At 71.6% G+C, this 25,207-nt stretch carries 23 protein-coding genes and 1 tRNA gene; 9 read left to right on the plus strand and 15 right to left on the minus strand.

Going from position 1 to position 25,207, the window contains the following annotated elements; translation table 11 throughout:
- Positions 1–20: 20 nt before the first annotated feature.
- Complete coding sequence (locus tag ACHFIV_RS29140; protein ID WP_398975230.1) at positions 21–3,473, plus strand: S41 family peptidase; 3,453 nt, start codon at positions 21–23, stop codon at positions 3,471–3,473.
- Between the two features lie 207 nt (positions 3,474–3,680).
- Here the strand turns inward: ACHFIV_RS29140 and ACHFIV_RS29145 are convergent, their stop codons facing one another.
- The 4 genes from ACHFIV_RS29145 to ACHFIV_RS29160 all read right to left on the minus strand — a co-directional run bounded on the left by ACHFIV_RS29145 (position 3,681) and on the right by ACHFIV_RS29160 (position 7,325).
- Positions 3,681–3,890, minus strand: coding sequence for a hypothetical protein (locus ACHFIV_RS29145; protein ID WP_398975232.1), 210 nt, complete (start codon positions 3,888–3,890; stop codon positions 3,681–3,683).
- Positions 3,891–3,976: 86 nt separating this feature from the next.
- Complete coding sequence (locus ACHFIV_RS29150) at positions 3,977–4,861, minus strand: SDR family oxidoreductase (RefSeq protein WP_398975235.1); 885 nt, start codon at positions 4,859–4,861, stop codon at positions 3,977–3,979.
- Complete coding sequence (locus tag ACHFIV_RS29155) at positions 4,858–5,808, minus strand: alpha/beta fold hydrolase (RefSeq protein ID WP_398975238.1); 951 nt, start codon at positions 5,806–5,808, stop codon at positions 4,858–4,860. The genes ACHFIV_RS29150 and ACHFIV_RS29155 overlap by 4 nt, the downstream gene beginning before the upstream one ends.
- Positions 5,805–7,325, minus strand: coding sequence for a flavin-containing monooxygenase (locus tag ACHFIV_RS29160; protein WP_398975240.1), 1,521 nt, complete (start codon positions 7,323–7,325; stop codon positions 5,805–5,807). Before ACHFIV_RS29160 ends, ACHFIV_RS29155 begins: the two co-directional genes overlap by 4 nt.
- Before the next feature lie 169 nt (positions 7,326–7,494).
- Between ACHFIV_RS29160 and ACHFIV_RS29165 the strand changes: the two genes are divergently transcribed.
- Complete coding sequence (locus tag ACHFIV_RS29165; protein WP_398975526.1) at positions 7,495–8,187, plus strand: MerR family transcriptional regulator; 693 nt, start codon at positions 7,495–7,497, stop codon at positions 8,185–8,187.
- On the opposite strand, the gene ACHFIV_RS29170 is transcribed toward ACHFIV_RS29165, so the two are convergent.
- On the minus strand, positions 8,184–8,999 hold the full coding sequence (locus ACHFIV_RS29170; protein ID WP_398975243.1) for an exodeoxyribonuclease III: 816 nt from the start codon (positions 8,997–8,999) through the stop codon (positions 8,184–8,186). The two genes, ACHFIV_RS29165 and ACHFIV_RS29170, sit on opposite strands and share 4 nt — an antisense overlap.
- Before the next feature lie 49 nt (positions 9,000–9,048).
- Between ACHFIV_RS29170 and ACHFIV_RS29175 the strand changes: the two genes are divergently transcribed.
- Positions 9,049–9,525 (plus strand): GNAT family N-acetyltransferase, encoded by a 477-nt coding sequence (locus ACHFIV_RS29175; protein WP_398975247.1) that lies wholly within the window; start codon positions 9,049–9,051, stop codon positions 9,523–9,525.
- A gap of 7 nt (positions 9,526–9,532) precedes the next feature.
- Here ACHFIV_RS29175 and ACHFIV_RS29180 read toward each other — a convergent pair whose 3' ends face one another.
- From ACHFIV_RS29180 to galU, 8 genes are all read right to left on the minus strand, one after another.
- The gene (locus tag ACHFIV_RS29180; protein WP_398975250.1) at positions 9,533–10,318 is read right to left on the minus strand and encodes an SAM-dependent methyltransferase; all 786 of its coding nucleotides are present in this window, start codon (positions 10,316–10,318) and stop codon (positions 9,533–9,535) included.
- A 242-nt stretch (positions 10,319–10,560) separates the two neighbouring features.
- A tRNA-Ala gene (locus ACHFIV_RS29185) sits at positions 10,561–10,634 on the minus strand.
- 87 nt (positions 10,635–10,721) lie between these two features.
- Positions 10,722–11,834 carry a divisome protein SepX/GlpR gene (gene sepX / locus ACHFIV_RS29190; protein WP_458575937.1) on the minus strand — a complete coding sequence of 371 codons (1,113 nt, stop codon included), beginning with the start codon at positions 11,832–11,834 and terminating at the stop codon, positions 10,722–10,724.
- 157 nt (positions 11,835–11,991) lie between these two features.
- Positions 11,992–12,621 (minus strand): GNAT family N-acetyltransferase, encoded by a 630-nt coding sequence (locus ACHFIV_RS29195; protein WP_398975254.1) that lies wholly within the window; start codon positions 12,619–12,621, stop codon positions 11,992–11,994.
- Positions 12,622–12,638: 17 nt separating this feature from the next.
- A complete protein-coding gene (locus ACHFIV_RS29200; RefSeq protein WP_398975255.1) occupies positions 12,639–13,163 on the minus strand; it encodes a molybdenum cofactor biosynthesis protein B in 525 nt (174 codons plus the stop codon).
- Positions 13,160–13,660: a cyclic pyranopterin monophosphate synthase MoaC gene (gene moaC / locus ACHFIV_RS29205; protein WP_398975258.1), complete on the minus strand. Its 501-nt coding sequence runs from the start codon at positions 13,658–13,660 to the stop codon at positions 13,160–13,162. The genes ACHFIV_RS29200 and moaC overlap by 4 nt, the downstream gene beginning before the upstream one ends.
- 126 nt (positions 13,661–13,786) lie before the next feature.
- Positions 13,787–15,097, minus strand: a complete 1,311-nt coding sequence (gene glp / locus ACHFIV_RS29210; RefSeq protein ID WP_398975260.1) for a molybdotransferase-like divisome protein Glp — start codon at positions 15,095–15,097, stop codon at positions 13,787–13,789.
- Positions 15,098–15,101: 4 nt separating this feature from the next.
- Complete coding sequence (gene galU / locus ACHFIV_RS29215) at positions 15,102–16,004, minus strand: UTP--glucose-1-phosphate uridylyltransferase GalU (RefSeq protein ID WP_398975263.1); 903 nt, start codon at positions 16,002–16,004, stop codon at positions 15,102–15,104.
- A 106-nt stretch (positions 16,005–16,110) separates the two neighbouring features.
- Between galU and ACHFIV_RS29220 the strand changes: the two genes are divergently transcribed.
- Positions 16,111–16,701 carry a 5-formyltetrahydrofolate cyclo-ligase gene (locus tag ACHFIV_RS29220; protein ID WP_398975266.1) on the plus strand — a complete coding sequence of 197 codons (591 nt, stop codon included), beginning with the start codon at positions 16,111–16,113 and terminating at the stop codon, positions 16,699–16,701.
- Here ACHFIV_RS29220 and ACHFIV_RS29225 read toward each other — a convergent pair.
- Entirely contained in the window at positions 16,688–19,432 is a 2,745-nt protein-coding gene (locus ACHFIV_RS29225; RefSeq protein WP_398975269.1) for a penicillin acylase family protein, read from the minus strand. The two genes, ACHFIV_RS29220 and ACHFIV_RS29225, sit on opposite strands and share 14 nt — an antisense overlap.
- 178 nt (positions 19,433–19,610) lie before the next feature.
- Here ACHFIV_RS29225 and ACHFIV_RS29230 point away from each other — a divergent pair, with 178 nt between their 5' ends.
- The 5 genes from ACHFIV_RS29230 (at position 19,611) to ACHFIV_RS29250 (ending at position 24,887) form a co-directional block, all read left to right on the plus strand.
- On the plus strand, positions 19,611–21,260 hold the full coding sequence (locus tag ACHFIV_RS29230; protein WP_398975272.1) for a potassium/proton antiporter: 1,650 nt from the start codon (positions 19,611–19,613) through the stop codon (positions 21,258–21,260).
- Between the two features lie 288 nt (positions 21,261–21,548).
- Positions 21,549–22,829, plus strand: coding sequence for an MFS transporter (locus ACHFIV_RS29235; protein WP_398975275.1), 1,281 nt, complete (start codon positions 21,549–21,551; stop codon positions 22,827–22,829).
- 66 nt (positions 22,830–22,895) lie between these two features.
- The gene (locus ACHFIV_RS29240) at positions 22,896–23,234 is read left to right on the plus strand and encodes an FmdB family zinc ribbon protein (protein WP_398975278.1); all 339 of its coding nucleotides are present in this window, start codon (positions 22,896–22,898) and stop codon (positions 23,232–23,234) included.
- Positions 23,235–23,323: 89 nt separating this feature from the next.
- Positions 23,324–24,172: an S-methyl-5'-thioadenosine phosphorylase gene (locus ACHFIV_RS29245; protein WP_398975281.1), complete on the plus strand. Its 849-nt coding sequence runs from the start codon at positions 23,324–23,326 to the stop codon at positions 24,170–24,172.
- A gap of 145 nt (positions 24,173–24,317) precedes the next feature.
- On the plus strand, positions 24,318–24,887 hold the full coding sequence (locus ACHFIV_RS29250) for an RcpC/CpaB family pilus assembly protein (protein ID WP_398975284.1): 570 nt from the start codon (positions 24,318–24,320) through the stop codon (positions 24,885–24,887).
- Between the two features lie 79 nt (positions 24,888–24,966).
- On the opposite strand, the gene ACHFIV_RS29255 is transcribed toward ACHFIV_RS29250, so the two are convergent.
- Positions 24,967–25,191, minus strand: coding sequence for a hypothetical protein (locus ACHFIV_RS29255; RefSeq protein ID WP_398975287.1), 225 nt, complete (start codon positions 25,189–25,191; stop codon positions 24,967–24,969).
- Positions 25,192–25,207 lie beyond the last annotated feature (16 nt).

Consider the following 25,207-nt stretch of genomic DNA (forward strand, 5'->3'; position numbering starts at 1 on the left):
CACGCGGAAAGCATTGGAGGGTGAGTGACGACGTCGCGTATCTCCGTTTCCCGCACCTCCACGAGGACTTGCTCTGCTTCGCCGCGGAGGACGATCTCTGGGTCGCCCCTCTCGCCCCGGCCGGGCACCGGCCCGGCCGGGCGTGGCGGCTGACCGTCGACCGGACCAGGGTCAGCCATCCGCGCTTCTCGCCCGACGGCGGCCGGATCGCCTACACGACCTGGCGCACACTCGATCCGGAGATCCACATCGCACCGGTCGACGGCGGGCCCGCCCGCAGGCTCACGTACTGGGGTTCGACCGACGCCCGGGTCTGCGGCTGGAGCCCCGACCCCGGCCACGCGTCCCAGATCCTCGCCGTGTCGTCGCACAACCAGCCGTTCTCGTACTTCTCCTGGGCGTACAGCGTGCCCACCGACGGCAGCCCCGGCGGCAAGCTCCCCTGGGGGCCCGTCTCCGACATCGCGGTCGCCGACGTCGACGGCACACGGCGCACCCTGCTGCTCACCGGGAAACCGCCGCACGAGCCGGCGGCCTGGAAGCGGTACCGGGGCGGCGCCACGGGGCGGTTGTGGCTGCACGGTGAGCGGCTGCTGCCGGACATCGGCGGGCACCTGGAGGCGCCGATGTTCGTCGGGCGCCGGATCGCGTTCCTCTCCGACCACGAGGGCGTGGGCAATCTGTACTCCTGCCTGATGGACGGCGGCGACCTGCGCCGGCACACGGACCATGACGCGTTCTACGCCCGGCACGCCTCCAGCGACGGCCGCAGGGTCGTCTACCAGTGCGGCGGCGACCTGTGGCTGGCCGAGGACCTGGAGTCACCCGACGCGGCGCCCAGGAAGCTGGAGGTGCGGCTCGGGGGGCCGCGCACGGGCCGGCGCACGTACCAGGTACCGGCGTCCAGCCACGTCGACTCGCTGTCCGTCGACGAGACGGGCCGGGCGAGCGCCGTCTCCGTGCGTGGCAGCCTGTACTGGCTCACCCACCGCGACGGTCCCGCCCGTACGATCACCGACACCCCGGGGGTGCGGGTCCGGCTGCCGTTGATGCTCGGCAGCAGCGGTCAGGTCGCGTACGTCACGGACGCGGAGGGCGACGACGCGGTCGAGATCGCCTACCTCCCCCGCGCCAGCGGCGACCGCCCTCCGCGCCGGCTGGCCGCGGGGCTGCTGGGCAGGGTGCACGAACTCGTCTCCGACCCGGAGGGCGAGCGCCTGGCCATCGCGTCCAACGACGGCCGGCTGCTGCTCCTGGACACGACGGAGGAGGCGCAGGCCGGAGCCGGGGACCCGGTGACCGGGGCGTTCACCGGGCCCGGCGCCCACGGTGACGAACCTGCGGCCACCGCGCCCGGGGCCGGGACGGGCGCCGAGGCCGAGGGGGCCGCCGGGCCCGGGGAGGCCGAAGCCGAGGTCACCGGCGCCGGGGCCGAGGTCCCCGGCGGGGGCCTCACCGAGCTCATCCGTTCCGTGAACGGTCCGGTACGCGATCTGGCGTTCTCCCCGGACGGCCACTGGCTGACCTGGTCGCACCCCGGTGTCGGCCGGGCGCTGCGGCAGATCAAGCTCGCCCGGATCACCGGCCCCGGCGCCCCGGTGACAGTCGATGTCACCAACGGCCGCTTCGAGGACGAGAACCCCGTCTTCACGGGGGACGGCCGCTATCTCGCCTTCCTCTCCTGGCGCGGATTCGACCCGGTGTACGACGTCCACACCGGCGACCTCTCCTTCCCGCTGGGCTGCCGCCCGTACCTGGTGCCCCTCTCCTCGGCCACCCCCTCGCCCTTCGCCCTGCTCCCCGACGGCAGGCCCGCCGCCGGTGGCCTGGACCCGGTGGACATCCCCGAGGGCCCGGTCGAGGGGTCGACGGTGATCGTGGAGTTCGAGGGGCTGGAGAACAGGGTGACCCCCTTCCCGGTCTCCGCGTCGAAGTACTCGGGGCTCCAGCCGGTCAGCGGCGGCGGTCTCGTCTGGCTGCGCTGGCCGATCTCCGGCGCGCTGGGCGAGACGTTCGCGAACCCGGCCGACATGTCGGGCAGGCCCACCCTGGAGCACTTCAACATCGCCAAGGCCCGCAGGACCGAACTCGTCGGCCATCTCGACTGGTTCGCGGTCAGCGGGGACGCGACCCGGCTGGTCGTCATGGACGACGGCGACCTGCGCGCCGTACCGTCCAACGAGCCCGGCGACAGCGACACGACGGTCTTCCTCGACCTGCGCCGGATCCTGCACGACGTCGACCCGGCCGCCGAGTGGCGCCAGGCGTACGGCGAGGCGGGACGCATCATCCGGTCCTACTTCTGGGAACCGGACATGTGCGGCATCGACTGGGACGGCGTGCTGGAGCAGTACCGTCCGCTGGTCGAACGGGTCGCGTCCCCCGACGAGTTCGCTGATCTCCTGCGCGAGGTCCTCGGCGAGCTGGGCACCTCCCACGCGTACGTCTCCCCCGCCCGCCGCAACGAGGGCCCTCCGCACTACCAGCGGGCGATCGGGCTGCTGGGCGCCAACCTCGTGTGCCGGGACGGCGACTGGACGGTGCAGCGCATCCTGCCCGGCGAGTCCTCCGACTCCAAGGCCCGTTCACCGCTCGCCGGCACGGGCGTCCGGGAGGGAGCCGTCCTCACCCATGTCGACGGCCGGCCGGTCGACCCGGTGGCGGGACCGTACCCGCTCCTCACGGCGGCGGGCGGCACCACCGTGGAACTGACGTTCCGCCCCTCCGGCGGGGAGTGCGGCGGCCGGTCCCGCCGTGTCGCGATCGTCCCGCTGGTCGACGAACGCCCCCTGCGCTACCAGGACTGGGTGGCCAAACGCCGCGAGGTGGTACGGGAGCTGAGCCACGGCAGATGCGGGTATCTCCACATCCCCGACATGGGCGGCTCCGGCTGGGCCCAGTTCAACCGGGACCTGCGGCTGGAGGTGTCGCGCCCCGCGCTGATCGTGGACGTGCGGGGCAACGCGGGCGGCCACATCAGCGAGCTGGTCGTCGAGAAACTCACCCGCACCATCCTCGGCTGGGACCTGACCCGCAACGCCCAGGCGGTCTCCTACGCGTCCAACGCCCCCCGGGGGCCGGTCGTGGCCCTCGCCGACGAGGCCACGTCCTCCGACGGGGACATGATCACAGCGGCGTTCCGGCTGCTGGGACTGGGGCCCGTGGTGGGCCAGCGCACCTGGGGCGGCGTGGTCGGCATGACCGGCCGGCACCGGCTCGGCGACGGCACGGTGATCACCGTGCCGATGAACGCGGCCTGGTTCGACACGTACGGCTGGTCCGTCGAGAACCACGGCGTCGAACCCGACCTGGAGGCGCTGCGCACCCCGCTCGACTGGGCGGAGGGCCGCCACGCGGTGCTGGACGACGCGGTCAGGGTGGCCCTGGACCTCCTGGCCGCCCACCCGGCCGCCACGCCCCCCACCTACGACACGGCCCCGGACCTGCGCAGGCCCCCGCTGCCGCCGAGGTAGTCCCAAGGGCCACCGGGACCACCCGCGCCCCGGCCGGATCGCCCCGCGTCGCACGGTACTTGGAGCCGGGCCGGGCGCACCCGGTCCGGCCGGCCGAGTCGAACGCCCTCCAGGCGCACCCCCACCGCGCGCCCCGCGCACGCGGAAGGGGCGTACCCGGTTACCCGGGTACGCCCCGACAGACCGCGGACGTCCGACGCGTCGGCGTCAGCGCTCAGAACGCTCAATCGTCTGGTCCGCCGTGTCCTGCGCGCGGTCCCGGGCGCCGGGCCGACGGCCCTGCGCCTGGTCCGCGGCACGGTCCGGGCGGGCCGACGAACGCTCACGCGCCTCGTCCCGCTTGCCGCCGGCCTTCTGCTGCTTGGCCTGGTCGGCGAGCTCCTGCGCCTTGTCCTTGAACTGGTCTGCGATACCCATGCTGTTCACTCCTATGTGGGTGCCTGGGGTCGGCCCCGGTGGGGCCTCGCTCAGACTTACACACCCGGACATTCACCGCATTTCGATCATCCGCGGGGGACTCGCGCCTTCCGGTCCGCCTCGCCGCCGGCCCCCACGAGCCCCTTGCTCACGCCGTCGAGCCGGGACCCGAACCGCTGCATCTCACGCTGGCCCACGACCCCTATCACCGCCGGCAGGTATCCCCGGATCGACTGCATCCCGCGCAGCCACCACTGGGCGTACACGTGCGGGGAGCGCCGTTCGATCCCGGCAACGATCCGGTCGACCGCCGGACCCAGGGGGTAGGTGCGGTTCGTCGGCCACGGCAGCCGCTGCCTCAACTCCCGCATGACGTCGTCCTCGTCGGCGCCGCGCACCATGTCCGTGTCGGTCCAGGACAGGTAGCCGACACCGACCTTCACGCCCCGGTGGCCCACCTCACCGCGCAGACAGTGCGCGAACGCCTCCACACCCGACTTGGAGGCGCAGTACGCGCTCATCATCGGCGCCGGGGTGATCGCGGCCAGCGATGCTATCTGGAGGAAGTAGCCGCGGCTCTCCATCAGCACGGGCAGGAACGCCCGCGCCGTCACCGCTCCGCCTATCAGGTTCACCTCGATGACCCGTCGCCACGCCTCCGGGTCGGAGTCCACGAGCGGACCACCGGTGGCGACACCCGCGTTCGCCACGACCACGTCGATCTTGCCGAAGCGCGCCTTGACCTCCTGGGCGACCCTGCTCATCGCCTCGTGGTCGGTGACATCCGCGTGCCAGTGGTCGCTCTCGGAGTGCAGCCGCTCCGACACCTTCTTCAACTCGTCCGGCTCCAGGCCGACCAGCGCCAGCGTGGCGCCCCGCGCCGACAGCTTCCGGGCCAGCAGTTCGCCCACTCCGCGTGCCGCGCCCGTGACGACGACGACCTGCCCTTCGAGACTCCGCCTGCCGCTCATGCGACCTCCTCCTCGCGCACGGCTGTCGCCGTGCTGCCCGCACCTTCCACAGTGACGTACAGGGCCACCAGCTCGCGCAGCTTCGCCGTGACCGCCTCGGGTGCCTCGACCGGTGTCATGTGGCCCGCACCCGCCAGCTCGGTGAGCCCGAGGCTGTGCGGCAGAGCCGCCTCTATGGCCCTCGCGTGCACGGGCGGCGTCAGCCGGTCCTCCGTGCCCGCGATCACCGCGGTCGGCAGCCGCAGCTCCCGTACGCGCGCTTCGAGGTCGAGCTCCGCGAGCACGTGCCCCCAGGCGACACGGGCCCTGCGGGGACACGCGTGGACGATCCTGGCACAGGCATCCACCCGTTCCGGAGCCGAACCGCGCCCCATGGTGACGTACTTCAGGATCACCTTCGACACCGCGTTGACGGGTCCGAGCGGCGCGCGCGCACCGAGGACCGCCGCGGTCATCCGGGTGCGGAGGGCCCCGGCCCTCAGCGGCAGCACCAGCGACTCGGCCGTCAGACGTGAGCTGCCGGTGCTGCACAGCAGCACGGCCGCCCCGTGCTCCCGCACGGCATCGCGGCCCGCCGCCGCCATCAGCGTCATCCCTCCCATGGAGTGCCCGCCGAGCACCGCCTTCCGCCCCGGCTCGAGCGTGGCCCTCAGGACCGCTTCGAGGTCGTCCGCCAGTGCGCGCGTGCTGTAACCGCCGGGTCCGGGCTCGGGCGAACGCCCGTGGCCCCGCTGGTCGTAGACGACCACCCTGTGGTCCACCGCCAGGTCACGCACCTGTGCGTCCCAGAAGCGGGTGTTGCAGGTCCAGCCGTGGGCGAGGACCACGGCCGGAGCGTCCTGCGGACCGTGCAGTTCGACGTGGAGGCGCGAGCCGTCGGCGGAGACGACGACCAGTTCACGCACGGGCACGGGCGGGGTGTTCGCGGGCTGCGCGGACCGGCTCATCGTGCGGCCTCCTCGGCCACGGCCTGCGCCGCGGATCGGGTGACGGGGGGACGGACGACGTCGTACTCGCCGAGGTCGACCGAGCGGGTGGCCCGCCGGAACTCGGCCGTCGTGCCCGGCCAGACCGTGGTGTTGCGCCCGTCGGCGTCGAGGTACCAGCTGGTGCAGCCGCCGGTGTTCCAGACGGTGCGCTTCATCCGGTTCTGCACCCGGAGGTTCCAGGCGCCGACGGCGGCAGGCCGCGCGTCGAGCGCGGCACGCCCGCCCAGGACGTCCAGCTGGCGCAGGAAGTCGGCCATGTAGTTCAGCTGGGACTCGATCATCAGGATCATGGAGGAGTTACCGAGCCCCGTGTTGGGGCCGATGATCGTCATCCAGTTGGGGAAGCCGGCCGCGGTCGCACCCCGCAGCGCCTGCATCCCGTCCTTCCAGGACTCGGCGAGGGTGATCCCGTCGGCACCGACGACACGGGTGGCGATCGGCATGTCCGTCACGTGGAAGCCCGTGCCGAGGATGATGACGTCGGCCTCGGTCTCCGTACCGTCCGAACCGACCAGGGTGGAGCCACGCACCTCCGACAGGCCGGAGTCGACCACGTCCACGTTCGCCTTCGCCAGCGCCGGATAGTAGGCGTTGGAGAGCAGGATGCGCTTGCAGCCGATGCGGTACGAGGGGGTCAGCTTGGCCCGCAGCGCGGGATCCTTGATCGCCCGCGCCATGTTGGACTTGGCTATGGCCTCCACCAGACCGAGCTGGTCGGGGTGCTTGGTGAAGGCGCCGACCTGCAGCTCCCGGATGCCCCACAGCAGCCCGCGCCGCGCCGTGGCCGTGAAGGGAAGGGCGCGGTGCAGCCACTTCTCCGCGCCGCTGATGGCGCGGTCCATGCGGGGCATCACCCAGGGCGGGGTCCGCTGGAAGAGGGTGAGGCGGCCGGCCTTCGGCTGGATCTCGGGGACGATCTGGATCGCCGAGGCGCCGGTCCCGATCACCGCGACGCGCTTGCCGCTCAGGTCGTAGGCGTGGTCCCACCGCGCGGAGTGGAACACCTTGCCGGGGAAGTCGGCGAGCCCCGGGATGTCCGGCAGCTTCGGGTCGGAGAGCGGACCGGTGGCGGACACGACCGTGCCGGCGGTGATCGTGGAGCCGTTCGCCGTCTCGATCACCCAGTGCAGCTCGTCGTTGTCCCAGCGCATGACCGTGACTTCGTGGTTGAGCCTGATGTGCGGGCGCAGCCCGAAGGTGTCGGCCACGTGCTCCAGGTAGGCGCGGATGTGCTGCTGCCCGGAGAAGGTGCGCGGCCAGTCGGGGTTGGGTGCGAACGAGAAGGAGTAGAGGTGGGACGGGACGTCGCAGGCGCAGCCCGGGTAGCTGTTGTCCCGCCAGGTGCCGCCCACGGCCCCGGCCCGTTCGAGGACCAGGAAATCGGTGATGCCTTCGCGGCGGAGCCGGACCGCGGCTCCGAGGCCCCCGAATCCGGATCCGATCACCGCCACTCGTACGTGCTCGTGCTGGGCCATGCTGCCGCCTCCCCGCGGTACGTGACACGACTCTGCCAGCAATCACTGGCATTGTTGGGAGGGTAGAGCAGCTCCGTACTGATGGGTAGGGGTCGGGGCGAGGAAAGTTACCGGCGGTACAACATAGGGTGCGGGTGTGGCTGAAGGACGCGAGCACCGTGAGTACCGCATGGAGGAGCTGGCCAGGGAGGCCGGCATCACCGTGCGCACCCTGCGCTTCTACCGGGAGCGCGGCCTGATCCAGCCGCCCCGCCGCGAGGGCCGCATCGCCTGGTACGACGGCCACCACCTGGCCCGGCTGCGCACGATCACGGGCCTGCTGGAGCGGGGGCACACCCTCAACGGCATCGCCGACCTCGCCACCACCTTCGACAGCGGCCGCGACGTCGCCGAGGTGCTGGGCCTGGGGGAACCGACCGAGGAGACCCCGGTCCGGCTCACGCCCGAGCAGCTCGCCGACTACTTCCAGGACCAGGCCACGGCGGAGAACCTCGCGGCCGCCATGGAACTGGGCTATCTCGGCACCGACGGCGACGCGATCGTCCACATCAGCCGCCGCCTGCTGGAGGCGTCGTCGGAGCTGGTGCGCGCGGGGGTCCCGCTCGACGCCGTGCTCGCCTCGGGCCGCCAGGTCCGCGAACACGCCGACGCCCTCGCCGACCTCTTCGTCCGCGTCCTGCGCGCCCACACCGCGCAGAGCGAACCGGAGCAGCTGCGCACGCTCGCCCACGCGGTGGTGAACGCCGAGCTCTCCATGGCCCTGGACCGCCGACTGCGCGACGACGTCGCGGACGTCGGCGCGCAGGACGAGGCGCCCCGGCCGGAGGGTCCCCCGGACGCGAAGTCCCGTCCTCCGTCCTAGCGTTCGTAGGTGACCGTCACCGGCGCGTGGTCGCTCCACCGCTCACCGTGCGTGGCGGCACGCTCCACCCAGGCCTTCACCGCACGCCCGGCGAGGCCGGGGGTGGCCACCTGGTAGTCGATCCGCCAGCCCGTGTCGTTGTCGAAGGCCCGGCCACGGTAGGACCACCAGGAGTACGGGCCCTCCTCATCGGGGTGCAGCGCGCGGACCACGTCCACGTAGGCCGCCTCGTCGAACACCCGGGTCAGCCACTCCCGCTCCTCGGGGAGGAATCCGGAGCTCTTCCTGTTGGACTTCCAGTTCTTGAGATCGGCCTCCCGGTGGGCGATGTTCCAGTCGCCGCACACGACCACCTCGCGTCCCCCGGCGGCCGCCCGGCCCTTCAGCCCCTGGAGATACGGCAGGAAGGCCGCCATGAAGCGCTCCTTCTCCTCCTGCCGCTCCGTACCGACCTCACCGGAGGGCAGATAGAGACTGGCCACCGTCACACCGGGGAGATCCACCTCGGCGTAGCGCCCCGAGGTGTCGAACTCACCGCTTCCCGGCACCTCGAACCCTCCGAAGCCGATCTGGACGCGCTCCGGCGCGTGCCGCGTGTAGAGGGCGACCCCCGCACGCCCCTTGGCGGCGGCCGGAGCGTGGACGACGTGCCACCCTTCGGGCTCACGCACCTCTTCGGGGAGCTGCTGCGCCTCGGCGCGGACTTCCTGGAGGCAGACCACGTCGGCCTCGGTCTGCCCCAGCCACTCGACGAAGCCCTTCTTCGCGGCGGCACGGAGCCCGTTCACGTTCACGGTGGTAACAGTCAGCATCCCGGTACAGTACCTACACACCGAGCCGCATACATGTACCATAACCCGCATGAATATCCAGCCTCGGCCCTTCGACCACCCCGACGCCGTCAAACTCAACGACCTGGTGCAGCTCGAATACGCCGAGCGCTACGGGGACGAGGGCGACATCACACCGCTCGACGCCACGATGTTCGATCCACCCCGCGGACTGTATCTGCTCGCGTACGACGAGCACGAACGTCCCGTGGCCACCGGCGGCTGGCGCAGCCAGGAACGCAACGACCAGGGCTACTCCGACGGCGACGCCGAGATCAAGCGGATGTTCGTCGTCGCCGAGGGACGCGGCCGGGGCCTCGCGCGCCGCATCCTCGCCGCCCTGGAGGCCGACGCCCGTGCGGCCGGCCGCACCCGCATGGTCCTGGAGACCGGCGACCAGCAGCCCGAGGCGATCGCGCTGTACACGTCCAGCGGCTACACGCCCTGCGAGAAGTTCGGCCACTACCGCACGTACGACAGCAGCATCTGCATGGCCAAACCGCTGTGACGACCGCCTAGGGCACCCGCGCCACACCCACGTAGAACCCGCTCCGCTCCTGGACCGGCGCAGGCTCCTCCCGGTACCACTCCGACGCCGTCACCAGCCCGGGCCGGACGAGCTCCAGCCCTTCGAAGAAGGGCTCGACCTCCTCACGCGTACGCATGCGAAGCGCGATGGCCCCCTTCCTGTACGCGGACTCGGTCTCCTGCTTCAGCTCCGGGTGCTGGTCGGCGGTCCCGTGCGAGAGAACCAGCCAGCTCCCCGCGGGCAGCGCCTCGACCAGCGTCCGGGTGATGCCGTACGGATCCTGCTCATCGGGCAGGAAGTGCATCAGCGCGATGAGTGACAGCGCGACGGGACGCCCGAAGTCCAGTATCCGCGCCGCCCGTTCGAGGATCTCGTCCGGCCGGCGCACATCCGCGTGGATGTAGTCGGTCGCGCCCTCGGGCCGGCTCACCAGCAGCGCCTCGGCGTGACGCAGCACGATGGGATCGTTGTCCGCGTAGACGACCCTGGCGCCCGGGGTGACGGCCTGGACGACCTGATGGAGGTTCGGCGAGGTGGGGATGCCGGTCCCGATGTCCAGGAACTGCTCGACACCCTGCCGCGCCAGCCAGGCGGACGCCCGGTGCATGAACGCCCGGTTCCGCGCCGCGTTCGCCCGCGCCTCGGCCGGCAGCTTCTCCGCGACCTCCTGATCGACCGGGTAGTTGTCCTTCCCGCCGAGGAGCCAGTCGTAGACCCGTGCCGGGTGCGGCTTGCTGGTGTCGATCCGGGAGCTGGGTATACCGGCTGTCACAGTGCGCCCTCCGTACGGAACCGCGATCAGGCAACCCCCGCACCTGGCCCGCGACCCCCGACAGCGGTCACCGGCAGGGCGGGTGAGCGAGGACGGTCCAGGTTACCGGGTGGTCATACCGGCGCGGCCTCCCGCCCTGGGCGGCCATGGCCGCTGACGCGCGATCCCCGGGAAGGCTCCGCCCGGGAGAAACGACGAGATCCCGCCCGATCGTGTGATCGGACGGGATCTCTTGTGTGCGGTGGACCTGTGGGGATTTGAACCCCAGACCCCCTCGATGCGAACGAGGTGCGCTACCAGACTGCGCCACAGGCCCTTGCAACGAGTGAAACTCTAGCACCCTCATCGGGGTGCTCGGAAATCCGTATCCCGGCAGGTCACCGAGTCGGGTCCACCGCCGGTCTCACTCGTTGGCCGCGCGCGGCCGGTCCTCGCCGTCGTACTGGTCGAAGAGGGGCGTCCTGCCCCGGTCGCGTGAACGCCTGGGCGGAATGCCGCGGCGGCGCGGGGCCGGGCCGGCTTCCGGCTCGGTGGTGTCGTGACTGCCGGTCCGGGTGGGCTCGGCGGGGCTGGAGCGGGCCGCGCTCCAGGTCTCCGGGTCGCCGACCTCCACCCCGCCCGTGGCGCGCGGGGCGACGGGCGCGGTGACATAGGTCGGCAGCGGGACCGGGACCGGTTCCCAGCTGTCCCCCTGCGCCGGACCGCGCTCGCGTTGCTGGTCGACCCACTCCGCGTGGTCCGTCTGCTCCACCAGGGCGCGGCGGCCCGCCTCCTGGGGGGAGACCGTGGGAGCGGGCGCGGGCGCTTCGGGCTCCTCGTCCGGCTCGGCCGGAGCCGAGGACGCGGGCTGGTGCCTGCGGGGGCGGTTCTCACGCAGCCGCTGCGCGGCCACCTCGGCCCGCCGCCGGTCCATGGTGAAGACGAACCGGCGGCGCTCCTGGGCACGCAGGTGCACGATGTACGTGCTCAGCAGCACGGCCGGCACGGCCGGCGCCCACAGGAAGCTCAGCCCGCCGACCGCCGCGACGATCGCGCCGAGCGTGAAGGCCATGAACAGGACCGTGGTGGTACGCCGACGCCGCGCCAGGACCTGTGAGCGCCGCCGGCGCTCACGCTCCGACTCCGCGCCGGACGGGCGCGGCCGCCGGGCGGACGCCGGGCGGAGGGGCCGGTCGTCCGGGCGCTCCTGTTCCGGCCGGCCGGGCACCGGGTCGCGCAGGCGCGCCTCCGTATGCGCCGGAGGCGCGGAAAAGGCCCGGACGTCGACGGACTCCATGCGGTCCGTGACGGCTTCCGGGTCCACGTCGCCAGGCGCCTCCTCGGCATCCCGCTCCCGCAGCTCCTTGGCATAACGGCGCTCCATGGCCGCCCGTCCGGACAGCAGCCGGATGGCGGTGCTGAAGCGTTCCGTCGGACGGGCCTCATTGAGCTCGTCCTGCCTTCGGAGCCACATCGGCACCAAGTAGGCGGCCCAGGCACCGACGATGACTGCGTAGATGAGGCCGCTGCTGCTCACGCTCACACCGTAGAGGTGTTTGCACGGAGGCATCCGCCAATTGGCCCGGTGTGTCGCACGATCCGGCTCATATGACGGACTTTTTTTGTGATTGCGGGGGTCACCAGCCGACAAAAGTGATGCCGATTACCGCCACGTGCCGATCAAATTCGAACACCTATTTCATTTCCCCGGGGGCGTGCGGCGGTCCCGGAGGACCGGGCCGCACCCTGCGCCAACGTCTCAGCAGCCCGTCGGGCACTTCCTCCGCGGTGAGGGCGAAGATCAGGTGGTCCCGCCACGCACCGTCGATGTGCAGATAGCGGGGACGCAGCCCTTCGTCGCGGAATCCGAGTTTCTCGACGACTCTGCGGCTGGGGATGTTCTCGGGCCGAATGCACACTTCGATCCGGTGCAGTCCGACCGTACGGAAACAGTGGTCGACGGCCAGCGCCACCGCGGTCGGCATCACGCCACGGCCCGCCACGCTCCGGTCGACCCAGTAACCGACATGACCCGAGCACATCGAGCCCCAGGTGATGCCCGCCACCGTCAACTGCCCTACGAGACGCCCCTCGTACTCGATGGCGAAAGGCAGCATCCGGCCGGCGTTCGCCTCGGTCCGCAGATGGCGGATCATCTGACGGTAGGTGGGGCGCCGGCCCATCGGGCCGCCGGGGGCGGGCGGCGGGACGGTCGCCTCCCAGGGACGCAGCCAGTCACGGTTGCGCCGGTTGACCTCACGCCACGCGCTCTGGTCGCGCAGCTTCATCGGACGGAGGGTGACGTCGCCGTCGGAAAGGATCACCGGCCAGGTCCGGACGTTCAGCTCGGGCTCCCCGGTCGGGCGTGGTCGCCGCCGCGCAACTGGTCGACGGCGTGCACCAGAAGCCTGCTCAGGACCGCCAGCCCGTCGCGCACGCCACCCGTCGAACCGGGCAGATTCACGATGAGGGTGCGGTCCGCGATGCCCGCGAGGCCACGGGAGAGTGCGGCGGTGGGGACCTTGTCCCGGCCTTCGGCACGGATCGCCTCGGCGATGCCCGGCACCTCACGGTCCAGGACGCGGCGCGTGGCCTCGGGCGTGCGGTCGGTGGGCGAGATGCCCGTACCGCCCGTGGTGACGATGACGTCGTAGCCCTCGGCCACCCCGGCCCGCAGGGCCGCTTCCACCGGGTCCCCGTCGGGCACGACCTGCGGGCCGTCGACGGCGAACCCCAGTGAGGTGAGGGCCTCGGCGATGAGAGGGCCGCCCTTGTCGGCGTACACACCGGCGGAGGCGCGGTTGGAGGCGGTCACGACGAGGGCGCGGTGACCACCGGGAGCGGGGGGACTGTCCGGCAGGGTCATGCGTCCGGTCCCTCCGGCGCGGGCCGCCGGTAGTCACCGGACTTGCCACCCGATTTCGCCTCGACCCGGACGTCGGTGATCACCGCGCTCTTGTCGACCGCCTTGATCATGTCGATCACCGTGAGCGCGGCGACCGACACGGCGGTCAGGGCCTCCATCTCGACCCCCGTGCGGTCCGTGGTCTTCACGGTGGCCGTGATCTCCACCGCGTCGTCGGCGACGCTCAGGTCGACCTTCACCCCGGAGACGGCGAGGGGGTGGCAGAGCGGGATGAGGTCAGGGGTCCGCTTGGCCCCCATGATCCCCGCGATGCGCGCGGTGGCGAGCGCGTCCCCCTTGGGGACACCCTCGCCACGGAGGAGTTCGACGACACGCGGTGACACGAGGACCCTGCCGCTCGCGCGGGCGACACGTGTCGTGACGTCCTTCTCCGACACGTCGACCATGCGGGCGGCACCCGCCTCGTCGATGTGCGTCAGCCTGTTCTGCGTACTCAACTCACTCCGCCTAGCGGTAGGGCGCCGGTTGCCCGCCCGGCACCGCGCCGGGGCGCGGACCGAGGAGCCCGGGGGCTTCCCCCGGTAAGGCACAGCGCCAGATACCGTACCGCCACCGCGCCGGAGTCAGCGGAGGAGGATCACTTCGGTCTCCGTGCCGGGCTCGGCGGACGTGACGTCCTCGGGCAGCACGATCAGCGCGTCGGCCTGGGCGAGGGCGGCGATCAGGTGCGATCCGGGCCCTCCGACGGGCGTCACGGTCCCCGCCTCGGCGTCGTAGGTCCCGCGCAGGAACTGGCGTTTGCCCGGCGGCGAGGCGAGTGCCTCGCCGGTGCTGAGCGTGGCGCGCACCGTCGGGCGGTGCACGTCCTGGAGGCCCATCAGCGTCAGGATCGCAGGCCGCACGAACAGCTCGAAGGAGACGTACGAGGAGACCGGATTGCCGGGCAGCGCCAGCAGCGGCGTGTGGTCGGGGCCGATCGAGCCGAAACCCTGCGGCTTGCCCGGCTGCATCGCCAGCTTGCGGAAGTCGATGCCGCCGCCGGCCGCGTCGTCGTCGCCCACGGAGGACAGCGCCTCCTTGACCACGTCGTACGCGCCGACGCTCACACCGCCCGTGGTGACGACGATGTCGGCGCGGATCAGCTGGTCCTCGATCGTGGCCCGCAGGGTCTCGGCGTCGTCGGCGACCGCCGGTACGCGGTACGCGATGGCGCCCGCCTCCCGGGCGGCGGCCGTCAGGGCGAAGCTGTTCGAGTCGTAGATCCGCCCGCCGGTCAGCTCCTCACCCGGCTGCGCCAGCTCGCTGCCGGTGGACAGCACGACGACGCGGGGACGGGGCCGCACCCGCACCGTCGAGCGGCCGATCGCGGCGAGCAGCCCGATCTGGGGCGGTCCCACGACCGAGCCCGCGCGCAGCGCCAGGTCGCCCGGCCGCACGTCACTGCCCTTGGCCCGGACATGGGCGCGGGGCTTGACCGGGCGATGGACGCGGACCTCGCCGCTCGCCCCCTCCGGGGCGGTGCTGTGCGCCCGCATGGCGGCGGCGGGGCCGCCCCCCGTGCCGCCGTCGGTCCACTCGACCGGGACGACCGCCTCGGCACCGGCGGGCAGCGGAGCACCCGTCATGATGCGGGCCGCCTCGCCGGGACCGACGGACCGGCCGTCGGCCAGGCCCCCGTCACCGGCCGCGACGTCGCCGATGACGGTGAGGACGGCGGGGAACTCCTCGCTGGCACCCTCGACATCGGAGATCCGGACGGCGTAGCCGTCCATGGAACTGTTGTCGAAGGGCGGCAGCGCGACCTCCACCACGACGTCCTCGACCAGGACACAGCCCTGGGCGTCGGGCAGTTGCAACTCGATGGGCTCGAGCGGCTTCACCGCGGCGAGGATATCGTCCAGATGCTCGTCCACCGACCAGATCGTGCTGCTCAAGCTCCTACAACTCCTCGGTGACGTAACTGCGCAGCCAGGTCCGGAAGTCCGGACCCAGATCCTCACGTTCGCACGCCAGTCTGACAATGGCACGGAGATAGTCGCCACGGTCACCGGTGTCGTAGCGGCGGCCCTTGAAGACGACGCCGTGCACCGGCCCGCCGATCTTCTCGTCCTCGGCGAGCAGCTGGAGGGCGTCGGTGAGCTGGATCTCGCCGCCGCGGCCGGGCTCGGTCCGCCGCAGTATGCCGAAGACCGACGGATCCAGGACGTAGCGGCCGATGACGGCGAGGTTGCTGGGCGCCTCGGCCGGATCCGGCTTCTCCACGAGCCCGGTGACCCGGACGACGTCGCTGTCGGTGGTCGCCTCGGTGGCGGCGCAGCCGTACATGTGGATCTGCGAGGGTTCAACCTCCATCAGCGCCACCACGCTGCCGCCCTCACGCTCCTGGATCTCGACCATCCGGGCGAGAAGGGGGTCGCGCGGGTCGATGAGGTCGTCACCGAGGAGGACGGCGAACGGCTGGTCACCGACGTGCGGCGCGGCGCAGAGGACGGCGTGGCCGAGTCCGCGCGGGTCGCCCTGGCGCACGTAGTGCAGGTTGGCCAGGTCACTGGACTCCTGGACCTTGGAGAGCCGTTCGGCGTCTCCCTTGCGGGTCAGCGCGGACTCCAGCTCGTAGTTCCGGTCGAAGTGGTCCTCCAGGGGACGCTTGTTGCGGCCGGTGATCATCAGTACGTCGGAGAGACCGGCGGCGACCGCTTCCTCGACCACATACTGGATGGCGGGCTTGTCGACGACAGGCAGCATCTCTTTGGGAGTGGCCTTGGTGGCCGGCAGGAACCGGGTGCCAAGACCCGCAGCTGGGATGACAGCTTTGCTGATCCTGGGGAGCGACTGAGTCATGCGCCGAACTGTATCCGGTACGTATGGGCGGAAGATGAGCGTCCGGTTAACTTCGTTCTCATATATCCACATAAACGAGCTATGCGAGCACCCGTTGAACCATGACATGTCCGGAAAGAAAGCGATGCGGCGTGAATTGCTCGCCGCACGACGACTCCTCACCTCGGAGGACGTCAGGAGGACAGCCGCGGTTCTCTCCGCGGTCGCTGCGGAACTGCCCGAACTGACCGGTGCGCGGACCGTGGCGGCCTACGTGTCCGTGGGACGCGAACCGGGAACCCATGTGCTTCTGGACGCGCTGCGCGCACGGGGCGTACGCGTGCTGCTGCCGGTCCTCATGGCGGACGACGACCTGGACTGGGCCGTGTTCGAGGGTGCGGAGCGCCTCGAACCCGCCGGCCGGGGCCTGCTGGAGCCGGCCGGCCCGCGCCTCGGACCCGACGCGGTCCTGGACGCGGACGTCGTCCTGCTGCCCGGGCTGGCCGTGGACGGGCGCGGGATGCGGCTGGGCCGCGGCGGCGGCAGCTACGACCGCGTGCTGGCCCGGCTCGCGTCGGCCGGAGCGCACCCCGCACTGATCGTCCTGCTCCACGACGACGAGGTGGTCGCGCGGGTCCCCGTGGAACCGCACGACCACCCCGTGGACGCCGTGGTCACGCCGGCCGGAGCACGGCGGTTCCCGGCTAGGGCTTCCTGAGCGTCAGGGTGTCGACGGTGGACTTCTCCACCGCGTTCTTCCCGAAGGACCAGTCGAGCAGCTCACCGTCGACCCACTTGTCGGTCTGATCGACGTAGTGCGCGCTGTACGCGTGCCCGGAGGCGCCGGTGAGGTTGATCCAGCGGGACTTGTCCCAGTCACCCACGTTGACGACCATCCGCATCGAGGGCACCCAGATGACCTCGTAACCGCCGGCCGCGTTCCAGCCGGTCGCGTTGACCGCCGCCTCGCCGCCGCCGAGGTCCCAGGGGCCACGGTTGAGGACTCGCTGGAGAAGGCCGGGGCCCTCGGTACCGAGCGTCTGGTTGCGCAGGGTCAGCTGGTGCAGCCTGCCCCAGCTCCAGGTGGTGACGTCCTTGCCGAGCTCGGCGGTCAGCTCCCAGCGCGCGTCCTTCATGGCACGGGCGAAGAGCTCGTCACGGCTGTCGATGGCCGCTTCGCGCCCCTTCGCCGGGACCTTCCACCACTCGTTGTCCTGGTCGTCCAGGATGCTCTCGACCACCTCGTACCAGCGGTCGCCTCCGTCCGGCTGCGCCGCTTCCGGGGCTCGCTGACCGCACTCCCGTACGAGCTTGTCCTGCTCGTCCACCGGCCCGGTGCCGGGCACCGGCTCCACGTAGACGCAGTCGCCCTTGGCCCGCATCTCCTTGGGCAGCTTGTTGCCGAAGGCCAGCTTGAGGATGTTGCGCCAGACCCCGTTGAAGTACGCGGCGGCGGCCGAGTCGGGCTCCTGGGTGTAGTCCCAGCCCTCCAGCAGCTTCTGCGCCTCCCGGACGTACGGATCCGAGATCCCGATCCTCATCAGCTCGGGCACCAGCGTGCGGGCGATCGCGCTCTGGTTGTCCATCTGCATCGTCTGCATGTCGTCGGTCGAGATCATCTCGCCGCCGTCGATCTTCTTCTGGATCAGGTCGTTGATCCGCTGGCTGCGGGCACCGTAGCCCCAGTCCTTGGTGAGCAGGTGCTCGTAACCGTCGTCGATGACCGCCTGGTTGGCGGTGACGATGTAGCCGCGCTCCGGGTTGTACTCGTACGGCAGCTCGTCGAAGGGGATGAACTCCTTCTCCCAGCCGTACTTCGGGTTCCAGCCGGGACTCGGAAGCGTGCCGTCGCCCTGCTTGCGGACCGGGATCCTTCCGGGCGCCTGGTAGCCGATGTTGCCCTTGGTGTCCGCGTAGATGAGGTTCTGCGACGGCACCTCGAAGTTCTCCGCGGCCTTGCGGAAACTCGGGAAGTCCTTGGCCCGGTTGAGCTCGAAGACCGCGTCCATCGACTTGCCGGCGTACAGCGCCGTCCACTTCAGGGAGACTCCGTAACCGTCGCCGCGGTCGGGCGCCGTGTTGCCCACGGGGGCCTTCTTGCCGACCTTCTCCAGCTCGCCGCTGCGGTCGGAGACCAGCGGGCCGTTGCCGGTCTCGCGCACGGTGATCTCCCGGCTCCTCCCGCCCGCGACCTTGATGGTCTCCTTGCGGGTCGTGAAGGGCACGGTCTCGCCGTCGTACTGGTAGCCGTCGGCGGAGACCTTCTCCAGGAAGAGGTCGGTGACGTCGGCCCCGAGGTTGGTGAAGCCCCAGGCGATGTCCTGGTTGTGGCCGATGATCACACCGGGCATCCCGGAGAACGTGTACCCGGCCGTGTCGTAGCGGCAGGACTCCGAGAGCTGACGGCAGTGCAGCCCCATCTGGTACCAGAGCGAGGGCAGCTGCGGCGCCAGGTGCGGGTCGTTGGCGAGCAGCGGTTTGCCGGTCGTCGTGTGGGCGCCGGAGACGACCCAGGAGTTCGACCCGATGCCGTTGCCGTTGGGGCCGAGGAGCGCCGGGATCTCGTCAAGGGTGTCGGAGAGCGCGGAGAGCTGGGTGTTCAGGCCCTCGGTCGCGCCTTCGACGGTCCCCGCGCCGATGCCGTCCGACGGCTCGGCCTCGGGGTCGTACTTCCCGGTGGCCGTGGAGACCGCGCCCCGGTCGACGATCGGCTTGTTCTTCTCGTAGGGGTAGTCCGGGTAGAGGTCGCCGATCTGCTTCTCGGTGAGCCTGCTGGTCATCAGCGAGCGGTCGATCTCGTCCTGCATGTTCCCGCGCAGGTCCCAGGCCATCGCCTTCAGCCAGGCGACCGAGTCGACCGGGGTCCACTCGGCGGGCTCGTAGTCGTTGGTCAGGCCGAGCGCCGCGTACTCGACGGAGATGTCCTTGCCGTCCTTGCCGTCCAGATACGCGTTCACCCCCTCCGCGTACGCCTGGAGGTTCTTCTTGGTGTCCTCGTCCAGCTTCTTGTCGTACTCCTCCTGCGCGACCTTGCGCCAGCCCAGCGTGCGCAGGAAGGAGTCGGTCTCGACCTGGCCGGCGCCGAACATCTCGGAGAGGCGTCCCGACGTCATGTGACGGCGTACGTCCATCTCCCAGAAGCGGTCCTGGGCCTGGACGAACCCCTGGGCGCGGAAGAGGTCGCTGTCGGTGTCCGCGTAGATCTGCGGGATCCCGTAGTCGTCGCGCCGGACGTCGACGTCTCCGGAGAGGCCCTCGAGGTCTATCGAGCCGGTGGTCTGCGGGTAGGAGGCCCGGACCGTGGAGACGGACCAGAACGCGCCGTACCCGACACCCGCGACAAGCGCCAGCACCAGGACGATCACGAGCAGGCGGGCGCGTCGCCCCTTCTTCCTGCCGGTCTTCTTCGCATCGGAAGACCCGGGAGGGGCGGTTGTGTTGGCGGGCATCGCTGTCCTTCGAGGGGCAGGGTGGTCCTGGGAGTGCAGGAGCAACCATAGGCGCCCCGCCGAAGCCACTCGGACGCGGTATGGGGATGCATCCATTTGCGCACCGGTTCGCACGGACACTCGAAGGCGTCAAGGAAACGTTAAAGATTAGGTAAGGTAACGAAGTACTGGCCGCCGGATGCCGGTCCGGAAGGCTCACGCAGGGAAGGAACGGACCCTGACTGTCCACGCGCTCAACGAACTTCTGCTCGTCTGCTCGGTCGTCCTGCTGGTCGCCGTCGCGGCCGTACGCATCTCGTCCCGCAGCGGCCTCCCCAGCCTGCTCCTGTACCTCGGCATCGGGATCGCCATGGGGCAGGACGGCATCTTCGACGTCGAGTTCGACAACGCCGAGCTGACCCAGGTGATCGGCTACGCCGCCCTGGTCGTCATCCTGGCCGAGGGCGGACTGGGCACGAAGTGGAAGGAAGTCAGACCCGCGCTGCCGGCGGCTGCCGTGCTCTCGACCGTCGGCGTGGGCATCAGCGTGGGCGTCACCGCGAGCGCGGCGCACTACCTCGTCGGCCTCGACTGGCGGCAGGCCCTGATCATCGGAGCCGTCGTCTCCTCCACCGACGCGGCCGCCGTCTTCTCCGTCCTGCGCAAGGTCCCCCTCCCCTCCCGGATCACCGGCGTCCTGGAGGCCGAATCCGGTTTCAACGACGCCCCCGTGGTCATTCTGGTGGTGGCCTTCTCCGCCGTCGGGCCCGTGGAGCACTGGTACGTCCTGGTCGGCGAGATAGCCCTGGAGCTGGCCATCGGCGCGGCCATCGGCCTCGCGGTGGGCTGGCTCGGCGCCTTCGGCATCCGCCATGTGGCGCTGCCCGCGTCCGGGCTCTACCCCATCGCCGTGATGGCCATCGCCGTGTCCGCCTACGCCGCCGGCGCCATGGCCCACGGCAGTGGCTTCCTGGCCGTCTACCTGGCCGCGATGGTCCTCGGCAACTCCAAGCTCCCGCACTGGCCCGCCACCCGCGGTTTCGCCGACGGGCTCGGCTGGCTGGCGCAGATCGGCATGTTCGTCCTGCTCGGCCTGCTGGTCACCCCCCACGACCTGATCGCCGACTTCTGGCCCGCCGTGGTGGTGGGGCTGGTCCTCACCGCCGTCGCCCGGCCGCTGTCGGTCTTCATCAGCCTGGCGCCGTTCCGTCTGCCCGAGCGGGAGAAGGCCCTGATGTCCTGGGCCGGGCTTCGCGGCGCGGTCCCCATCATCCTGGCGACCATTCCCATGGTGTCGGGAATCGAGGGCAGCACCCGGGTCTTCAACATCGTCTTCGTGCTCGTCGTCGTCTACACGCTGATCCAGGGGCCCACGCTCCCCTGGCTGGCGAGGGCCCTGAAGATCTCCGAGGACCCGTCCGAGACGGCGGACCTCGGCATCGAGTCGGCGCCTCTGGAACGGCTGCGCGGCCATCTGCTGTCCGTCGCGGTTCCCGGCAGGTCCAGGATGCACGGCGTGGAGGTGGCGGAGCTCCGGCTGCCGGCCGGGGCCGCGGTCACCCTGGTCGTACGGGACGGCAAGAGCTTCGTCCCCGCGCCCTCGACCGTGCTGCGCCGCGGGGACGAACTGCTCGTCGTCGCGACCGATCCGGTGCGCGACGCCACCGAGGCGCGGCTGCGCGCGGTCGGCGAGGGCGGCAAGCTGGCCGGCTGGCTGGGCACCGGAGGCGCGGGCCGGCAGACCCGCCCGGCGGATGCGCCGCACCTCGCGAGACTGGCCGGGAAACTGGGCAGGGGCGGGGAGCACCGTCCGGCCGGCAAGGCGGGCGGCAGACGGCCCCACCACTGACAGGGCTTCCGCCCCTGCGTGCAATCGCAGGCGCACCGCCGCAGGGGCCTGTAAGATGAAGGACCGGATCTCATGATCCACACGATTCGAACCTGATCGACCAACTCTGCCTGACGCAGAGCTGGCGCGACCGTATGGCGGTCGTGGCGCCTTCGCCTCTGGAGCGAGCGCCCGGCATCTACCGCAGTCCCGCGCGAAGAGGACAGCTCTCGGCAGTTCCCGCACGCCCCCGCACCCGGTGCGGGACACCCGGGAGCACGGCCACCAGGCGGCAGAAAGGCATGGACCGTGGCGTCCACGGTCTCCGACCGCCCCGGTTACGGGCAGTTGCTGCGCACCCCGGGTGCGTGGACCTTCCTCCTCCCGGGCTTCGCCGCCCGGCAGCCCTTCGCGATGCTGACCATCGGCATCGTGCTGCTCGTCCAGCACACCACCGGCTCGTACGGCAGCGCGGGCGCCGTAGCCGCCGTATCCGGCGTCTCCATGGCCCTGTTCGCGCCCCAGAGCGGCCGGCTCGCCGACCGGTTCGGCCAGCGTGCCGTGCTCCTGCCCGGCGTCCTGGTCCACGCGGCCGCCGTCGGTGCCCTCACCGCACTCGCCCTGGCGGACGCTCCGCTGTGGGTGCTGTTCCTGGCGGCGGTCCCCACCGGTGCCTCCATCCCGCAGGTCGGACCCATGGTGCGGGCCCGCTGGGCGGCCCGGCTGGGTGCCGCCCCGGGACGCCCGGCCTCTCCGCTGATGACCACGGCCGCCGCTTTCGAGTCGGTGACGGACGAGTTCACCTTCGTCGTGGGGCCCGTGCTCGCGACGGCGTTGTGCACCGGCGTGCACCCGGCGGCCGGACTGCTCGCCGAGGCGGCCCTGACCCTGCTCGGCGGCCTCCTGTTCGCGGCCCAGCGCTCCACCCAGCCCGCCCCCCGGGGCGCGGCCACGGCGGAGGCACCGCACCGCTCGGCACTCTCCGTACCCGGCGTGCGCGTCCTCGCGATCACCTTCCTGGGCATCGGTTCCGTCTTCGGCGGCATGCAGGTCTCCCTGACGGCCTTCTCCGAGGAGATCGGCCGGCCCGGGGTGAACGGGCTGCTGTACGGGGTGTTCGCGGCCGGCAACATGCTGGCCGGTATCGCCTGCGGCGCCATCGCCTGGAAGAGCGGCCCGCGCCGCCGCCTGATCATCGGCTACGTGGCCCTGACACTGACCGCGTCCGCGCTCTGGGCCGTGCATTCCGTGCCGTTGCTGGCAGGCCTCGGCCTGCTGGTCGGCCTGTGCATCGCTCCCGCGCTCATCAGCGGCTACACCCTGGTCGACGCCCTGGTGCCGCCGTCGGCCAGGACCGAGGCCTTCACCTGGCTGACGGGCGCCGTGGCGCTCGGCCAGGCGGCGGCCGTCACGGTGGCAGGGCAGCTCGCGGACGCCCATGGCGCGAGCACCGGTTTCGTCGTCCCGCTGGCCGGTACGGCCCTGGCGCTGGCGACCCTGCTCGCCCTGCGTTCACGGCTGACGCCGCCGCCCGCGGGACGGGCGGTGGCGCGTGGGATGGGTCACCGAGAGCCGGTCACAGTGGACTGATCGCTCGGAATACGTCAGTATGAAGCGTCGTTAGCACTCATTGAGTGAGAGTGCCAGGAGGAGCAAGTGCCGACTTACCAGTACCAGTGCACCGAATGCGGCGAGGGCCTCGAAGCGGTGCAGAAGTTCACCGATGATGCCCTGACCGTGTGCCCGAACTGCGAGGGACGCCTCAAGAAGGTGTTCTCGGCCGTCGGCATCGTCTTCAAGGGATCCGGTTTCTACCGGAACGACAGCCGCGGCTCCTCGTCGAGCAGCACGCCGGCCACGTCGTCCGCCAAGGCGTCCGACTCGTCCACCGCGTCGTCAGCGCCGAAGCCGGACGCGAAGCCCGCCGCGTCGGCGTCGTCCTCGGCCTCCTCCTCGACGTCTTCCACGTCGTCGAGCGGCACGTCGGCCGCCTGAGGCCACCCGCGCACACCGCACGTCCCACCGGGACCCCGCCGATCGACTCGGCGGGGTCCCGGTCGTGCGTGCCCGGTTAGTGTGACCGCATGGTGAACGCAGAATCGGGTACAGCGGAAATCGGTGTCATCGGCGGGTCAGGGTTCTACTCCTTCCTGGAGGACGTGACCGAGCTACAGGTCGACACCCCGTACGGAGCGCCGAGCGACTCCCTCTTCCTGGGCGAGCTCGCGGGCCGGCGGGTGGCCTTCCTCCCGCGCCACGGCCGCGGCCACCATGTGCCGCCGCACCGGATCAACTACCGCGCCAACCTCTGGGCCCTGCGTTCCGTCGGCGTACGCCAGGTGCTCGGCCCGTGCGCGGTCGGCGGTCTGCGGCCGGAGTACGGGCCGGGGACCCTGCTCGTACCGGACCAGCTGGTCGACCGCACCAAGGCCCGCACGCAGACCTTCTACGACGGTGAGACCCGCGCCGACGGGACCGAGCCGAACGTCGTGCACCTCGGCTTCGGCGACCCGTACTGCCCCGAGGGACGCAAGGCGGCCCTGGCGGCGGCTCGCGGGCGCGGCTGGGAGCCGGTGGACGGCGGCACCCTGGTCGTCGTCGAGGGGCCGCGCTTCTCCACCCGCGCGGAGTCGCGCTGGCACGCCGCGATGGGCTGGTCGGTCGTCGGGATGACGGGACATCCGGAAGCCGTGCTCGCCCGTGAACTGGGCCTCTGCTACACGACGCTGACGCTGGTCACGGACCTCGACGCGGGGGCCGAGGCCGGTGAGGGCGTCAACCACACGGAGGTGCTCGAGGTGTTCGCGGCCAACGTGGACCGGCTGCGGTCGGTGCTCTTCGACGCGGTGGCCGCCCTGCCCCCGGGCGAGGACCGCGACTGTGTCTGCGCGCACGCGCTGGACGGGATCGACACGGGGATCGAGCTGCCGTAGCGCGGGCGGCTCCCTACGGGTGGCCGGGTTGTCCACATCGCGCGGGCTGTCCACAGGGCCGGGCGGAAACGGTGCGGCCGGTGGATCGTGAGGGGTGTCCGGCGGGGCTTCCCGCTGACTCCCCTCACGCCAGGCGGTGTCGACCATGTCCCCTTCGGTGCCCGATACGCATCCCGCGCCGCCCGCACCGCGCGGGGTCCCCTCCTTCGGGCCCCTGCGCGTGCGGGGCGGCCGTGGGCAACGACTGCGGCGCGCCCTTCGCGGCCGACGCCGGGCGCTGGCGGCGGGGTTCGCGCTGGCTTCGGCCGTCTTCGCCGCCTCGGGGCCGATCGGGGGGAGAGGGGCGGCCGCCCCTCCCGGGGGCGCGCCACCAGGGCCTGAGCGGCGGGCCGTCCAGCTGGTGTCCGCCCCCGTGCGTATCGCCGACGCGGCGACGGTCGGGTTGTTGCGGCCCGGCGACCGCGTCGATGTGATCGCGGCGGTGGACGCGGTGGACGGGGACGCCGAGGCCCGGGTGGTGGCACGCGACGTACGTGTGGCGGAGATCCCGGGCCCGGCGGGCGACGGCGGAGCACCGGTCCCGGAGACCGGTGGTGAGGCGGGTCCGGGGAGCGGCGCCCTGGTGGTCCTGTCCGTGGAGCGGGACCTGGTTGCCGCCCTCGCGGGTGCGGGTGCCTCGGGGCGGCTCGCGGTGGCGGTGTCCCGTGCCGCGTGAGCAGGGTGCCGGGCCGGCCCGCCCGCCGGGACCGGACGACGGCCCGCGTTCCGGCCGGGCGGGACGCCGGCCGGCCACGTCAGATGTGGTGGGGCGGCTTGTCGTCGAGGAAGCGTGCCAGATCGGCCGCGCCGCCGGCCGGAGCCCGCTCGCCCCACCCCTGGTCCGTATCGTCCGCGGACTGCCGGTCCAGCGGATCGTCGAAGATCAGAGCCGGCGTCTGGGGCCGGGGCTCCTGCGGCGGTCGCTGCTGCGGCTGCGGCGGCTTCGACTCTCGCGGTCCGGGGGTGGGGGCGGTACTCATACCCCCAGGGTACGGC

It is taken from the genome of Streptomyces sp. ALB3 (assembly GCF_044385685.1).
GTDB lineage: Bacteria > Actinomycetota > Actinomycetes > Streptomycetales > Streptomycetaceae > Streptomyces.

What these genes read in the sequence shown, in the direction of transcription:
- ACHFIV_RS29170 (WP_398975243.1), bottom strand. Translation starts at nt 8,999, where the DNA reads ATGCTGACTGTTACCACCGTGAACGTGAACGGGCTCCGTGCCGCCGCG.
- ACHFIV_RS29165 (WP_398975526.1), top strand. Translation starts at nt 7,495, where the DNA reads ATGGAGGAGCTGGCCAGGGAGGCCGGCATCACCGTGCGCACCCTGCGC.
- ACHFIV_RS29250 (WP_398975284.1), top strand. Translation starts at nt 24,318, where the DNA reads ATGTCCCCTTCGGTGCCCGATACGCATCCCGCGCCGCCCGCACCGCGC.
- ACHFIV_RS29155 (WP_398975238.1), bottom strand. Translation starts at nt 5,808, where the DNA reads ATGAGCCGGTCCGCGCAGCCCGCGAACACCCCGCCCGTGCCCGTGCGT.
- ACHFIV_RS29160 (WP_398975240.1), bottom strand. Translation starts at nt 7,325, where the DNA reads ATGGCCCAGCACGAGCACGTACGAGTGGCGGTGATCGGATCCGGATTC.
- ACHFIV_RS29150 (WP_398975235.1), bottom strand. Translation starts at nt 4,861, where the DNA reads ATGAGCGGCAGGCGGAGTCTCGAAGGGCAGGTCGTCGTCGTCACGGGC.
- ACHFIV_RS29145 (WP_398975232.1), bottom strand. Translation starts at nt 3,890, where the DNA reads ATGGGTATCGCAGACCAGTTCAAGGACAAGGCGCAGGAGCTCGCCGAC.
- ACHFIV_RS29245 (WP_398975281.1), top strand. Translation starts at nt 23,324, where the DNA reads ATGGTGAACGCAGAATCGGGTACAGCGGAAATCGGTGTCATCGGCGGG.
- ACHFIV_RS29220 (WP_398975266.1), top strand. Translation starts at nt 16,111, where the DNA reads ATGTCCGGAAAGAAAGCGATGCGGCGTGAATTGCTCGCCGCACGACGA.
- ACHFIV_RS29175 (WP_398975247.1), top strand. Translation starts at nt 9,049, where the DNA reads ATGAATATCCAGCCTCGGCCCTTCGACCACCCCGACGCCGTCAAACTC.
- ACHFIV_RS29230 (WP_398975272.1), top strand. Translation starts at nt 19,611, where the DNA reads ATGCCGGTCCGGAAGGCTCACGCAGGGAAGGAACGGACCCTGACTGTC.
- galU (WP_398975263.1), bottom strand. Translation starts at nt 16,004, where the DNA reads ATGACTCAGTCGCTCCCCAGGATCAGCAAAGCTGTCATCCCAGCTGCG.
- ACHFIV_RS29255 (WP_398975287.1), bottom strand. Translation starts at nt 25,191, where the DNA reads ATGAGTACCGCCCCCACCCCCGGACCGCGAGAGTCGAAGCCGCCGCAG.
- ACHFIV_RS29225 (WP_398975269.1), bottom strand. Translation starts at nt 19,432, where the DNA reads ATGCCCGCCAACACAACCGCCCCTCCCGGGTCTTCCGATGCGAAGAAG.
- ACHFIV_RS29200 (WP_398975255.1), bottom strand. Translation starts at nt 13,163, where the DNA reads ATGACCCTGCCGGACAGTCCCCCCGCTCCCGGTGGTCACCGCGCCCTC.